This is a genomic window from Streptomyces canarius (assembly GCF_014650735.1).
Taxonomy (GTDB): Bacteria; Actinomycetota; Actinomycetes; order Streptomycetales; family Streptomycetaceae; genus Streptomyces; species Streptomyces olivaceoviridis.
This window is the reverse complement of sequence record NZ_BMVN01000025.1, coordinates 48888-63250: the sequence shown is the minus strand read 5'-3', so window position 1 is coordinate 63250 and position 14363 is coordinate 48888. Positions and strand designations below refer to the sequence as shown.

Here is a 14363-nt window from a genome sequence, read left to right as displayed (position 1 = left end):
CGCCCTTCAAAGGCCCTTTACTGGCCCTCCACGTCAAGGGAGTTCATGGGAACGGCAAAGACCCGTACAACCAGGGCGGTTCCGCACGAGTCGTGAGAGACACGAAGAGGGGCCCGGAATCCGGGCCCCTCTTCGTGTGCGCCTGTGCGCGTCAGTCCTGCTGCTGCCGCTTCGGCCGCCACACCACCAACGCGCTGGTCTGCTGGACCTCCTGGTACGGGACCAGGTCGCGCCGGTAGGAGGCGTGCACGGCCGCCTCGCGCTGCTGCATCGCCGCCGCCGCGCCGTCCAGGGCCGCCTCCAGCTCCGCCACGCGGGACTGGAGCGCGGCGACCTGGTTCTCCAGTTCGATGATCCGCTTGATTCCGGCCAGGTTGATGCCCTCGTCCTGCGACAACTGCTGCACCTGGCGGAGCAGTTCGATGTCACGGGCCGAGTAGCGGCGGCCCCGGCCGGCGGTGCGGTCGGGCGAGACCAGGCCCAAGCGGTCGTACTGGCGCAGCGTCTGCGGGTGGAGTCCGGAGAGCTGGGCCGCCACCGAGATGACGTAGACCGGGGTCTCCTCGGTCAGTTCGTACGGCCCACGAAAATTGTCACCGCGCCGACGGCCGTCCATCACTCTCAAGCTCCCTTCGCGGCCTCGAACAGCTCCGCCCGCGGGTCCTCGCCCGCGGTCGCCTCGCGATACGCCTCCAGTGCGTCACGAGCCTTCCCCGACAGGTCCGTGGGAACACTCACCTCGACGGTGACCAGGAGGTCGCCGCGGGTGCCGTCCTTGCGGACCGCGCCCTTGCCCCGGGCGCGCATGGTGCGGCCGTTGGGCGTGCCGGGCGGCAGTTTCAGGGTGACGGGCGGACCGCCGAGCGTCGGCACCCGCACCTCGCCGCCGAGAGCCGCCTCGGGATACGTCACCGGCACGGTGACGGTGAGGTTGTCGCCCTTGCGTCCGAACACCGGGTGCTCGCCCACGTGGACGACCACGTACAGGTCGCCGGCCGGGCCGCCCCGCTCGCCGGGCGCGCCCTTGCCGCGCAGCCGGATCCGCTGCCCGTCGGTGACGCCCGCCGGGATGCGGACCTGCATCGTGCGGGACGACTTGGCGCGCCCGCTGCCCTTGCACTCCGGGCAGGGGTGCTCGGCCATCAGGCCGCGGCCCTTGCAGTCGGGGCAGGGGTCGGTGAGCGAGAAGCCGCCACCGGAACCCCGGGCGACCTGACCGGTGCCGACACAGGTCGGGCACACGCGCGGTGTGCCGTTCTTGTCGCCGGTGCCCGAACAGGCCTTGCAGGGCGCCTGGGAGGACATCCTCAGGGGCACCGTGGCCCCCTCGATGGCCTCCGTGAAGCTCAGCGTGACCTCGGACTCGATGTCCTGGCCGCGCCGGGGCTGGGTGCGCGTGCCCGCGGCACCGCCGCGGTTGAACAGGCCCCCGAAGACGTCACCGAGTCCGCCACCGAAGCCTCCGCCCTGGGCGGCGCCTCCGAAGAGGTCGCCCAGGTCGAAGTTGAAGGAGCCGCCGGCCGCGCCCGGCCCGGGGCGGAAGCCGCCGTTGCCGAACAGCGCGCGCGCCTCGTCGTACTCCTTGCGCTTCTTGGGGTCGCCGAGGACGTCGTTCGCCTCGGAGATCTCCTTGAAGCGCTCCTCCGCCTTGGCGTTGCCCTTGTTGGCGTCCGGGTGGAACTCGCGGGCGAGCTTCCGGTACGCCTTCTTGATCTCGGCCTCGGTGGCGTCCTTCGGGACGCCGAGGACCTTGTAGTAGTCCTTCTCGATGAAGTCCTTGGTGCTCATCCTCGACGCCCCTCCTTCCCGTCAGTGTTCACGTCAGCCCTCGTCCGGGCCACCGTTCTCCTTGTCGTCGGCCGCCGGCGTCTCCTCGGCACCCTCGGCCTTGACGGTCTGCGCGCCGGGCTGCGGTTCGGCGACGGCCACCCGCGCGGGGCGGATGGTGCGCTCGCCGATGCGGTACCCGGGTTGCAGGATGGCCACGCAGGTCGTCTCGGTGACGTCCGGCGCGTAACTGTGCATCAGGGCCTCGTGGATCGTCGGGTCGAAGGGCTCGCCCTCCTTGCCGAACTGCTGGAGGCCCATCTTGGCCGCGACGGTCTCCAGCGACTCGGCCACCGACTTGAAGCCGCCGACCAGCTCGCCGTGTTCCCGCGCGCGGCCGATGTCGTCGAGCACGGGCAGGAGCTCGGTCAGGAGGTTCGCGATGGCGATCTCCTTGACCGCGATCCGGTCGCGCTCGACCCGGCGGCGGTAGTTCTGGTACTCGGCCTGGAGCCGCTGGAGGTCCGCCGTGCGCTCGCTCAGCGCCGTGCGCACCTGGTCCAGCTGGGCGACCAGACCGGCGTTCTCTGCGTGTCCGTCCCCGGCCGGGGCCGCCCCCTCCTCGGGGGCGGCCTTCGGCTCGGCGTCGTCGGAGGTGGCGCCGGAGGGGACGTCGGGCTTCTCCTCGAAGCCCGGGGTCTCCTCCGTCATTACGCGGCCCCGTCCTTGCGCTCGTCGTCCACGATCTCGGCGTCCACCACGTCGTCGTCGGCGGCCTTGGCGCCACCGGCGGTCGCACCCTCGGGGCCGCCCGCGGCCTGCGCGCCCTGGGCGTCGGCGTACAGCGCCTGGCCCAGCTTCTGCGAGACGGCGGCGACCTTCTCGGTGGCGGAGCGGATCTCGGCGCTGTCCTCGCCCTTGAGGGCTTCCTTCAGCTCGCCGACCGCGGCCTCGACCTCGGTCTTGATCTCGCCGGGGACCTTGTCCTCGTTGTCCTTGAGGAACTTCTCGGTCTGGTAGACCAGCTGCTCGCCCTGGTTGCGGGCCTCGGCGGCCTCGCGGCGCTTGTGGTCCTCCTCCGCGTAGCGCTCGGCCTCCTCGCGCATGCGGTCGACCTCTTCCTTCGGGAGCGAGGAGCCGCCGGTGACGGTCATCTTCTGCTCCTTGCCGGTGCCGAGGTCCTTCGCCGTGACGTGCATGATGCCGTTGGCGTCGATGTCGAAGGAGACCTCGATCTGCGGGACGCCACGCGGCGCCGGCGGCAGACCGGTCAGCTCGAACATGCCGAGCTTCTTGTTGTAGGCCGCGATCTCGCGCTCGCCCTGGTAGACCTGGATCTGCACGGACGGCTGGTTGTCCTCGGCCGTGGTGAAGATCTCGGACCGCTTGGTCGGGATCGTGGTGTTGCGCTCGATCAGCTTGGTCATGATGCCGCCCTTGGTCTCGATGCCGAGGGACAGCGGGGTGACGTCGAGGAGCAGGACGTCCTTGACCTCGCCCTTGAGGACACCGGCCTGGAGCGAGGCTCCGATGGCGACGACCTCGTCCGGGTTCACACCCTTGTTGGCCTCCTTGCCGCCGGTCAGCTCCTTGACGAGCTCGGCGACGGCGGGCATACGGGTGGAGCCACCGACGAGCACGACGTGGTCGATGTCGTTGATGGAGATGCCGGCGTCCTTGATGACGTTGTGGAACGGCGTCTTGCAGCGCTCCAGCAGGTCGGCCGTCAGCTGCTGGAACTGGGCTCGGGTGAGCTTCTCGTCCAGGTGCAGCGGGCCCTCGGCGGACGCGGTGATGTACGGCAGGTTGATCGAGGTCTCGGTCGAGGAGGACAGCTCGATCTTGGCCTTCTCGGCGGCCTCGCGCAGGCGCTGGAGGGCCATCTTGTCCTTGGACAGGTCCACGCCGTGGCCGGACTGGAACTGCTTGACCAGGTAGTCGACGACGCGCTGGTCCCAGTCGTCACCACCGAGGTGGTTGTCACCGTTGGTGGCCTTCACCTCGACGACGCCGTCGCCGATCTCCAGGAGGGACACGTCGAAGGTGCCGCCACCGAGGTCGAAGACGAGGATCGTCTGGTCGTCCTTGTCGAGGCCGTAGGCGAGCGCCGCCGCGGTGGGCTCGTTGACGATGCGCAGGACGTTCAGACCGGCGATCTCACCGGCCTCCTTCGTGGCCTGGCGCTCGGAGTCGTTGAAGTAGGCCGGGACGGTGATGACCGCGTCCGTGACCTTCTCGCCCAGGTAGGCCTCGGCGTCCCGCTTCAGCTTCTGAAGGATGAACGCGGAGATCTGCTGCGGGTTGAAGTCCTTGCCGTCGAGCTGGATCTTCCAGTCGGTGCCCATGTGGCGCTTCACCGAGCGGATGGTCCGGTCCACGTTCGTGACCGCCTGGCGCTTGGCGACCTCGCCGACGAGCACCTCGCCGTTCTTGGCGAAGGCGACGACGGACGGCGTGGTCCGGGCACCCTCGGCGTTGGTGATGACGGTGGGCTCGCCGCCCTCCAGAACGCTGACGACGGAGTTAGTCGTGCCCAGGTCGATGCCGACCGCACGTGCCATGGTTGATTCCTCCAGCTGACTTGAGTGGAACAGGCTCAAGTGTGCACGAGGAGAGGCGCTGGGTCAACAGACCTGAGCCAGCCAGACTCAACTCTTATCCGTTCCTTACACGCAAGTGCCCGCTGACCTGCGTCGATGGCGGGCGGCGACCCTGCGGAGCGGGAATCAAAAGGAGGACGAGAACGGCGAACGCCACCCCGCCGGCCACCCAGAGCACGGCCGAGTCCCCCGTCCACCCGGTGTGCACGAGCACGCCCACGAGCACCGAGGAGAAGCAGCCGGCCCCCAGCAGCACGACCGACCCCTGCGGGGCGAGCCCGAGCCGCCGCAGCCGGTGCGCGAGGTGGTCGGGGCCGCGCCGCAGCAGCGGGCGCCGGGCCACCCCCCGGGCGAGGACCACGAGCAGGGCGTCGGCGACGGCCACGGCACCGAGGCAGAACACCACCGCCGCGCTCGGCCCGGCGTCGTACCCCGCGCGCGTGAAGACCACCGACGACGACAGCACGAACCCGGTGAACAGCGAGCCGCAGGCGCCGAGCCCGACCCGCGCGGGATACCAGTTGTGCATCAGGAAGCCGGTGAGCGCGGCGGCGACCACGCTCAGCAGCACCGCCAGCCCGTCCATCACCTCGGCGGCGGCGCAGGCCCCGGCGCCGAAGGCGGTGACCACCCCGACCGTCCCGGCCAGCCCGTCGGCGTGGTCCAGCCCCTTGAAGGCGAGGGTGGCGAGGACGATCCAGCCGATGGCCAGCAGCCCGCCCGGCGCGCCCGTCTCGTCGTACGGCACCACGCAGACCGCCGCCACGGCCGTCCCGGTGACGAGCACGCGCGCGCGCAGCCGCCACACGTCGGCCACCAGGCCCAGCCCGGCGACGGCCGCGGCGGCCATGAGCAGCCGTCCGACCCCGTCCCCGAGCGGGGCGACCCCGGTCCACTCCCCCGTTCCGGCGACCAGACAGGTGACGATCACGACCGCGAGACCGCCGAGGAGGGGCAGGGGCCGCTGCCGGCGCCGGTCCAGGATCCCGGCCCTCCGGGCGGGCAGCCGGAGCGCCGCCGCGAGCACGGCGGTGAGGAGAAGGGCTGCGGTGGCGGCGGCGATCCCGTAGAGCACGGCTCTAAGGTAGGGGCGAAAGTATCAATTCGGTACGAATAACACGATCCGATTGACTGGCGGCGACCCAGATCACCCCGCGCTCTGCTGCATCCCGGCGGAAGATGGGGGTAGTCTCAGACGGACTACATAAGTTACCGCTTAGTAATGTCGATCAGCTCAGACAGCTCGTGTCGACCGAGGCCGCCTCAGGAGCCCCAATGCAACTCGCCGCGATCATCGTGTCGCTGGTCCTGATCGTGGTCGGCGTGGCACTGTTCGGCCGCGCCCTCCTACAGATCTACAACTTCATGCGGCTGGGCCAGCCGGTGCCGGCCGGCACACGGACCGACGATCCCGCACAGCGCACCCTCACCGTGGTCAAGGAGTTCCTCGGCCACACGCGGATGAACCGCTGGGGCATCGTCGGCGTGGCGCACTGGTTCGTGGCGGTGGGCTTCTTCACCCTGTTGCTGACGATCGTCAACGCGTTCGGGCAGCTGTTCAAGGCGGACTGGCTGCTGCCGGTCCTCGGCGACTGGGCTCCGTACAACGTCTACGTCGAGTTCATCGGCACCATGACGGTGATCGGCATCCTCGCCCTGATCGTCATCCGCCAGCTGAGCCACCCGCGCAAGCCGGGCCGCAAGTCCCGCTTCGCCGGCTCCAACTTCGGCCAGGCGTACTTCGTCGAGGCCGTCATCCTCATCGTCGGCGTCTGCATCTTCATGCTGCACGCCCTCGAAGGCGCCCAGCACCACGTGGACGGCTACGAGGCCTCGTTCTTCATCTCGTACCCGGTCGTCTCCTGGCTGGAGCACCTGGACGTCTCCACGCTCCAGAACCTCACCTACTTCTTCGCCGGCCTGAAGATCGCGACCTCCTTCATCTGGATGATCACGGTCGCCCTGAAGACCGACATGGGCGTGGCCTGGCACCGCTTCCTGGCGTTCCCGAACATCTGGTTCAAGCGCAACGCCACCGGCGAGACCTCGCTCGGCGCCCTGCTGCCGATGACGTCCGGCGGCAAGCCGATCGACTTCACCGACCCCGGCGACGACGACGTCTTCGGCGTCTCCCAGGTCGAGCAGTTCTCCTGGAAGGGCCTGCTGGACTTCTCCACCTGCACCGAGTGCGGACGCTGCCAGTCGCAGTGCCCGGCCTGGAACACGGGCAAGCCGCTCTCCCCGAAGCTGCTGATCATGTCCCTGCGGGACCACGCGCACGCCAAGGCGCCGTACCTGCTGGCCGGCGGCGGCAAGACGATGGAGGGCGAGGAGAGGGCCTCCGAGGAGCAGCTCAAGGACGTCCCCGCCGCCGCCCTGGCGGAGGCCGAGCGCCCGCTGATCGGCACCGCCGAGGAGAACGGCGTCATCGACCCGGACGTCCTGTGGTCCTGCACCACCTGCGGCGCCTGCGTCGAGCAGTGCCCGGTCGACATCGAGCACGTCGACCACATCGTGGACATGCGCCGCTACCAGGTCATGATCGAGAGCGCCTTCCCCTCCGAGGCGGGCACGATGCTCAAGAACCTGGAGAAGAAGGGCAACCCCTGGGGCCTGGCCAAGAAGCAGCGCCTGGAGTGGACCAAGGAGGTCGACTTCGAGGTCCCGGTCGTCGGCAAGGACATCGAGGACCTCACCGAGGTCGAGTACCTGTACTGGGTCGGCTGCGCCGGTGCCCTGGAGGACCGCGCCAAGAAGACCACCAAGGCCTTCGCCGAGCTGCTGCACATCGCGGGCGTGAAGTTCGCGATCATGGGCGGCGACGAGAAGTGCACCGGTGACTCCGCCCGCCGCCTGGGCAACGAGCCCCTGTTCCAGGAGCTCGGCATGGAGAACGTGATGGCCCTGAACACGGCGTTCGGCGAGGAGCTGGACGACGAGGGCAAGGTCGTCCCCGAGTCCGCGAAGCCCCGGTCGGCGAAGAAGATCGTCGCCACCTGCCCGCACTGCCTCAACACGATCGGCAACGAGTACCCGCAGCTCGGCGGCGACTACGAGGTCATCCACCACACCCAGCTGCTCCAGCACCTGGTGGACGAGGGCAAGCTGGTCCCGGTCACCCCGGTCGAGGGCATCATCACGTACCACGACCCGTGCTACCTGGGCCGCCACAACAAGATCTACACGCCCCCGCGCGAGATCATCGGCAAGGTCCCGGGCCTGCGCAACGAGGAGATGCACCGCCACAAGGAGCGCGGCTTCTGCTGCGGCGCCGGCGGCGCGCGGATGTGGATGGAGGAGCGGATCGGCAAGCGCATCAACAACGAGCGCGTCGACGAAGCCCTCTCCCTCAACCCCGACATCGTCTCCACCGCCTGCCCGTTCTGCCTCGTCATGCTGACCGACTCGGTCAACGGCAAGAAGAACGACGGCAAGGCGAAGGAGTCCATCCAGGTCGTGGACGTCGCCCAGCTGCTGCTCGACTCCGTCAGGACGCCGGTCGACCCGGCGGGCGAGGCCGAGACGGAGAGCGAGCCGGAGCCGGAGCCGGTGAAGTAGCTCCCGCGAACGTACGGCGCCCCCTGACCCGCACGGGCAGGGGGCGCCGTCGTATCCGCTACGCGCTCTTGGGCGCGGCCTGCTGCACCACCTCGAAGGACCACAGGGTCGAGCCGGAGGCCGCGGGCTTCGGGCGCTCGCCGCCCTCGCCGCCGCCCTGGTGCGCGGACTTCATCGGCCCCTCCATCCACGCCTGGAAGGACTCCTCGTCACGCCAGCGCGTGTACACGAGGTACTGGTCGGTGCCCTCGACGGGCCGCAGCAGCTCGAACCACTCGAAGCCGTCGGAGTTCTCCACGGCGTGGGCCCGCGAGGCGAACCGCTTCTCCAGAACCTCCCGCTGCTCGGCGGGAACGGTCAGCACGTTGATCTTCACTACGCTCATGGCACCATCCTGACCCACAACACACCCGGGGCACGGCTGCCGCCGCCAGGCGAACGCGTCATCATCACCGGGACCGCCGACGGGGCCGGTGCGGCCGCGGGTGCCACGACCTCGACGGCGACGGCGGAGCGACCCGGCGTCGCACGCGTCCGGCGGCGGACCGCCGTACCCGCGCGGCCCGTTCCAGCCGGCGCGGCGGAGAAGCCGGACGGCGTCGAACCGGTGGCGGCCTTCTCCGCTCGGCCTTCCCGGAGCCGTAGTCGCGCACCAGCGGTCACAGAAGCCTCGGAAAAAATCACCGAACTCACGTACAACCCTTACGCCCCGGCGCGGGTCTCCTGATCGCCGGTCTCCTGTGAACCGCGGGACAACTCGCGTCGAACACGGGGAGACCGCACCCCATCAACTGCGGATGCCCGCCAGGCATCCCCCGCATGCCGTAGGAGAAACCGCATGCACAAGCACCGCCGACTCGCCCTCGCGACGGCCACCGCCGCCGCGCTGACGGGGGGTCTGCTCACCTTCGCCGCCTCGCCCGCGACCGCCGCGGACTCCGTCAAGGTCGCGAAGGCCGACTTCAACGGCGACGGCATCGGCGACGTCGCCACCTCGGCGGCCGGCGCCTACGTCAGCGGCCACAAGGACGCCGGCCAGATCGTCGTGCTGTACGGCACGGCCACCGGCGTCTCCTCCGCCAAGCGCACCGTCATCAGCCAGAACACCACCGGCGTCCCCGGCACCGCCGAGGCCGGCGACGGCTTCGGCCGGGAGACGGCCTACGGCGACTTCAACAACGACGGCTACGACGACCTCGCCGTCAGCTCCCCCTACGAGAAGGTCGGCACCGACACCAACGGCGGCGACCTCGTCATCCTCTACGGCTCCAAGAGCGGCCTGACCGGCAAGTCCGCCCACCTGGTCGACCCGGCCGCCTCCGCGCACGACTACTGGGGCAAGGACCTCGCCGCCGGCGACTTCGACGGCGACGGCAAGACGGACCTGGTCGTCGGCAGCTCCGCCGCCACCCTGTACCTCTACAAGGGCGGCATCAGCAGCTCCGGCACCGCGGGCAGCGTCACCACCGTCAAGCCGCCCATCCTGTCCGGCAGCAACGACTACCCGTTCGGCCCGATGAGCCTGACCGCCGGTGACGTCAACGGCGACGGCCGCACCGACCTCGTGGTCGACGGCTACGAGACCTCCACGCAGTACGGCTGGAACACCAACTACTGGCTGCCCGGCACCGCGAGCGGTCTGAGCGGCTCCTCCGCCAAGGCCCTCAAGCCCGGCATCATCACGGCGATCGGCGACATCAACGGCGACGGCTTCGGCGACATCGTCAGCGGCGCCGGCTGGGACGCCACCACCGAGGACGGCACCCCCGTCCCGGACGCCTCCAACGGCGGCCGGGTGAACGTCACCTACGGCTCCGCCTCCGGCCCGGCCGGCACCACCGGCATCAACCAGGACACCGGCAGCGTCCCCGGCACCTCGGAGAAGGGCGACTCCTTCGGCTGGGACCTCGACCTCGGCGACGTCAACGGCGACGGCTACCAGGACCTCGTGGTCAGCGCCCCGCTGGAGGACATCGAGGGCGTCACCGACACCGGCGCGGTCACCGTCCTGTACGGCTCGGCGTCCGGCGTGAACACCGCCTCCGGCACCCAGTCCTTCAACCAGAACACCACCGGTGTCCCCGGCGGCAACGAGAAGAACGACCTCTTCGGCATCGACGTCAAGCTCGACGACGTCACCGGCGACGGCAAGGCCGACCTGGTGATCGGCGCCAACGAGGACGGCGGCGACGGTGCCCTCACCTACCTGCCGTCCAACGGCACGAAGATCACCACCTCCGGCAGCCGCTTCATCGGTGCCGGCACCGCCGGCGTCTCCACCTCGGGCACCCCGCAGTTCGGCTCCCTCTTCGCCGACTGACCAGCCCTCGTCCCGTTCACCCCTGGCCGGGCCCGCGCGTCGCGGGCCCGGCCTCCTCCCATCCGGAGCCCCGCCTTGCGCAAGCGCGTCCTCCTGCTGGCCGCCACCCTGACCACCGGCCTGCTCACCGCCCTGCCCATCACCCCCGCCGCCGCCGCGCCCTCCCGTCTGACCGGCGACTTCAACGGCGACGGCTACCTGGACATCGCCCTGAGCGCCGCCGGCCACCAGGTCGGCACAGCACAGCAGGCCGGTGCGGTCGTCGTGCTCTACGGCTCGTCCTCGGGCGTCTCGGCCGCCAAGCGCACCCTGATCACGCAGAACTCCACCGGCGTCCCGGGCACCGCCGAGGCGGGGGACCTCTTCGGCCAGAGCCTGGCCGCCGGCGACCTCGACGGCGACGGCTACTCCGACCTCGTCGTGGGCGCCCCGAGCGAGACCATCGGCGACCGGGACTCCGTGGGCAGCGCCACCATCCTGTGGGGCGGCACGTCCGGCCTGTCCGGCGGTGCCCTGGTGCCCCAGCCGTCCACCCTGGACGAGTGGAACAACTTCGCCGCCGGCATCGCGGTCGCCGACTTCGACGGGGACGGGAAGAACGACGTCACCCTGACGGGGCGGACCGAGACCCGCCTCTACAAGGGCCCCTTCACCCGCACCGGCACCCCGGTGAGCAACCTCCGCGTCGGCGAACTGGGCACCACGACCGACGTGTTCGCGGGCGACACGAACGGCGACCGCGCCGCCGAGCGCTTCTACCCGTTCCTCGTCGACGGCGACGAGGGCGGCGACGTCACGTACTTCACCTGGAACGGCTCCAAGCACGTCATGAAGGACCTGCCGAACGCCGACGGACTGCCCGGCTCGATCGGTGACATCAACGGCGACGGCTACGGCGACGTGGTCCTCGGCGACCCCACCGACCCCAGCGCGTCCAAGAAGACCGGCCACAAGGGCGGCCAGATCTCCGTCTGGTACGGCGGCCCGAACGGTCCCGACCCCGCCCAGACGCCGACCGTGATCCACCAGGACACCGCGGGGGTGCCCGGCGCCGGCGAGGCCGAGGACCTGTTCGGCTCGTCGGTCAGCACCGGTGACATCAACGGCGACGGCTACGCCGACGTCGCGGTCGGCGCGCCCGGCGAGGACGTGGGCACGGTCCGCGAGGCCGGCGCGGTGACGGTCCTGTTCGGCTCCGCGTCGGGCCTGACCACCAAGGGCGCGAAGACCTGGACGCAGGACACGGAGGGCGTACCCGGCGGCTCCGAGACCGGGGACCAGTTCGGCCAGTCGGTGCGGCTGATCGACATCAACAAGAACGGCAAGGCCGACCTGGTCACCGGCGCGGGCGGCGAGAACGGCTACGGCGCCGTCACGGTCCTGCGCGGCACCGCCTCCGGTCTGACCACCGACTACGCCAAGTTCATCGGCGCCCGTGACGTCTCCGTGCAGGGCTTCGGGAACTTCGCGTGGGCGATCGCCCAGTGACACACCCCCGCCCCAGGACCTCCCGGGGGAACACCCCCCGCACACGCGTCCTCGCCGTCGCCGTCGCCGTCGCGCTGGCCCCGCTCGCCCTGACCGTGCCCGCCGCCCACGCGGCCACGGCCGCCGCCCCGTACGACTTCAACGGCGACGGCCGCGCCGACCTCGCGATCGGTGCCCCCGACGCGACGGTCGGCGGCCGGTCCAAGGCGGGTGCCGTCTCGGTCGTCTACGGCGGCTCCGCCGGGCCGAAGACGGCCACCCGCACCCTGATCACCCAGAACACGGCCGGTGTGCCCGGCACCGCCGAGGCGGGGGACGCGTTCGGCAGCGCCGTCGCCTCCGCCGACCTGGACAAGGACGGCTACGCCGACCTCCTGGTCGGCGCGCCCGGCGAGGACGTCGACGGCGACACCAACGGCGGCACGGTGGTCGTCGTCTGGGGCGCCCGGTCCGGGCTCTCCGGCTCCCGCACGGTCGTCAACCACTGGAAGGAGGAGACGGACCGGTACGGGCAGTCTCTGGCCGTCGGCGACCTCGACGGTGACGGTGACCTCGACGTCGTGATCGGTTCCACCGGCTCCAGCGCCCTGAACTTCGTCAACGGCCCCGTCACCCGGTCCGGCTCCTTCCAGGGCGGCTCGGGCGCGGGCTTCCCCGCTCCCTACTCACCGTCGTACGGCGTCACCTCCGTGTCCGCCGGGCGGATCTCCCCCGCCTGGCCCACCAGCCTGGTGGTGCACGGCCGGCAGCCCGGCACCGGCGCCGCCGTCACCCGCCTGGTCACCGACCCGTCCCTCGGCAACTACACCGACTGGTGGCAGGAGCTGCCCGCCGGCACGGTCTCGGCGATCGGCGACATCGACAAGGACGGGTACGCCGACATCGCCGTCGGCAATCCGGCCGAAACCTCCGCCGACCCCGCGGGAGCCAAGGGCGGCAAGGTCACCGTGGTCTACGGCGGACCGGGCGGCCGGGACACCTCCCGCGCCCCGCTGGTCCTCGGCCAGGACACGCCGGGCGTGCCGGGCGCGGCCGAGACCGGCGACGCGTTCGGCAGCAGCGTCTTCCTGGGCGACGTGGACGGGGACGGGTTCGCGGACCTGGCGATCGGTGCGCCCGGCGAGGATTCCGGCGCCGGGTCGGTCACCCTCCTGAGGGGCACCGCCTCCGGGCTGACGACCAAGGGCGCGACGTCGTACACCCAGAACACCGCGGGCGTGCCGGGCGCGGCCGAGAAGGGCGACCGCTTCGGCGCCCGGGTCCTGCTCGCCGACCACTCCGGCGACCGGCGCGCCGAGCTGACCGTGGCGGGTCCCGGCGAGAACGCGGGCGACGGCGCGGTCTGGTCGCTGCGCGGCGCCGCCGGCGGACCGACGACGGCCGGGGCACTCTCCTTCGGCCCGTCGGCCACCGGGGTCTCCACGGCGGGCACCCCGCGGTACGGCTCGGTCCTCAACAACTGACCCTTCCCGGCACCGCCGGAAGGGTACCCCGGGGGAACCCGGGCCGGACCCTGAACCGCCCCCTGACGCTCCCTTAGGGGATGTCACAGGTCGGCCGCAAAGCCGGGCCCGGACCACCGGGCCCGGCACATCGGCCCCCAGGACCAGGTACGTTCGTTGACGTGGCTGGATTCAGGATCGGACGCGGGGGCCGGGACAACCGCACCCCCCAAGGACAGCAGGCGCCGCAGGGGCCGTCGTACGGGCACGGACACGGGCGCGGGCACGGCCCGGCACAGCCCGGGGGACCGTCGTACGGTCAGCCGCCCCACGGCCGGCCGGGCCCGTCCGGCCCCTCGTACGGCTACCCGTCGGCGCCGCAGCCGCCGTACCAGCGGCAGGGGCAGTCGTACGGGTACCCGGGGCCGGCCGACGACGGGCCGGAGTACTTCGGCGACGGCGGCCACCACCCGGGCCCCGGCCCCGGCGCGCACGACCCCTACGCGGCCAACAACCCGGGCCACACCCAGGCCTTCTCGGTCGACGAGGCCGCCGGCTACACCCAGGGCGCGACCTACCAGGCGGGCTCGGCCGCCGCGCCCGCCGCGCCGCTCGGCCCGCCCCTGCACTGGAAGGAACTGCTGAAGGGGATCGTCCTGTCCCCGAACGACACCTTCCTGCGCATGCGGGACTACACGATGTGGGCACCCGCCCTCATCGTGACCTTCCTCTACGGCCTGCTCGCGGTCTTCGGCTTCGACGGCGCCCGCCAGGACGCGATCAGCGCGACCCTCTCCAACGCGGTGCCGATCGTGCTGATCACGGCGGTCGTGATGGTGCTCGGCCTGTTCGTCCTCGGCGTGGTCACCCACACCCTGGCCCGCCAGCTCGGCGGCGACGGCGCCTGGCAGCCCACGGTGGGCCTGTCCATGCTGATCACGGCCCTCACGGACGCGCCCCGCCTGATCGTCGCCATGTTCTTCGGCGGCGACGCCGGTTTCGTCCAGCTCCTCGGCTGGGCCACCTGGGTCGGCGCGGGCGCCCTGCTGACCCTGATGGTGTCCCGCTCCCACGACCTGCCGTGGCCGAGGGCGCTGGGGGCGTCGGCGATCCAGCTGATCGCGTTGCTGTCGATCGTGAAGCTGGGCACGTTCTGAGTCCTGACGCGCGAGAAGGGCCCCCGGCGGG

11 protein-coding genes are annotated in these 14363 nt (G+C 71.2%); 5 read left to right on the top strand and 6 right to left on the bottom strand.

Annotation, left to right across the window (positions count from 1 at the left end):
* Positions 1-151 precede the first annotated feature (151 nt).
* The 5 genes from IE294_RS29425 to IE294_RS29405 form a co-directional block, all read right to left on the bottom strand.
* Positions 152-616 (bottom strand): heat shock protein transcriptional repressor HspR, encoded by a 465-nt coding sequence (locus IE294_RS29425; protein WP_189891046.1) that lies wholly within the window; start codon positions 614-616, stop codon positions 152-154.
* Positions 617-621: 5 nt separating this feature from the next.
* Positions 622-1788, bottom strand: coding sequence for a molecular chaperone DnaJ (dnaJ, locus tag IE294_RS29420; RefSeq protein WP_189891044.1), 1167 nt, complete (start codon positions 1786-1788; stop codon positions 622-624).
* A gap of 33 nt (positions 1789-1821) precedes the next feature.
* A complete protein-coding gene (grpE, locus tag IE294_RS29415; RefSeq protein ID WP_132784687.1) occupies positions 1822-2478 on the bottom strand; it encodes a nucleotide exchange factor GrpE in 657 nt (218 codons plus the stop codon).
* Positions 2478-4328 (bottom strand): molecular chaperone DnaK, encoded by a 1851-nt coding sequence (dnaK, locus tag IE294_RS29410; RefSeq protein ID WP_058081273.1) that lies wholly within the window; start codon positions 4326-4328, stop codon positions 2478-2480. Before dnaK ends, grpE begins: the two co-directional genes overlap by 1 nt.
* Positions 4329-4422: 94 nt before the next feature.
* Positions 4423-5442 (bottom strand): MraY family glycosyltransferase, encoded by a 1020-nt coding sequence (locus IE294_RS29405; RefSeq protein WP_189891042.1) that lies wholly within the window; start codon positions 5440-5442, stop codon positions 4423-4425.
* 200 nt (positions 5443-5642) lie between these two features.
* Between IE294_RS29405 and IE294_RS29400 the strand changes: the two genes are divergently transcribed.
* Complete coding sequence (locus IE294_RS29400) at positions 5643-7925, top strand: (Fe-S)-binding protein (protein WP_189891040.1); 2283 nt, start codon at positions 5643-5645, stop codon at positions 7923-7925.
* A gap of 58 nt (positions 7926-7983) precedes the next feature.
* Here IE294_RS29400 and IE294_RS29395 read toward each other — a convergent pair whose 3' ends face one another.
* The gene (locus IE294_RS29395) at positions 7984-8310 is read right to left on the bottom strand and encodes an antibiotic biosynthesis monooxygenase family protein (RefSeq protein ID WP_014673947.1); all 327 of its coding nucleotides are present in this window, start codon (positions 8308-8310) and stop codon (positions 7984-7986) included.
* 453 nt (positions 8311-8763) lie between these two features.
* Here IE294_RS29395 and IE294_RS29390 point away from each other — a divergent pair, with 453 nt between their 5' ends.
* The 4 genes from IE294_RS29390 (at position 8764) to IE294_RS29375 (ending at position 14332) form a co-directional block, all read left to right on the top strand.
* On the top strand, positions 8764-10245 hold the full coding sequence (locus IE294_RS29390; RefSeq protein ID WP_189891038.1) for an FG-GAP and VCBS repeat-containing protein: 1482 nt from the start codon (positions 8764-8766) through the stop codon (positions 10243-10245).
* 75 nt (positions 10246-10320) lie between these two features.
* Entirely contained in the window at positions 10321-11733 is a 1413-nt protein-coding gene (locus tag IE294_RS29385; RefSeq protein ID WP_189891036.1) for an FG-GAP-like repeat-containing protein, read from the top strand.
* Positions 11730-13196: an FG-GAP and VCBS repeat-containing protein gene (locus IE294_RS29380; RefSeq protein ID WP_189891034.1), complete on the top strand. Its 1467-nt coding sequence runs from the start codon at positions 11730-11732 to the stop codon at positions 13194-13196. The genes IE294_RS29385 and IE294_RS29380 overlap by 4 nt, the downstream gene beginning before the upstream one ends.
* A gap of 80 nt (positions 13197-13276) precedes the next feature.
* Entirely contained in the window at positions 13277-14332 is a 1056-nt protein-coding gene (locus tag IE294_RS29375; protein ID WP_189891032.1) for a Yip1 family protein, read from the top strand.
* Positions 14333-14363 lie beyond the last annotated feature (31 nt).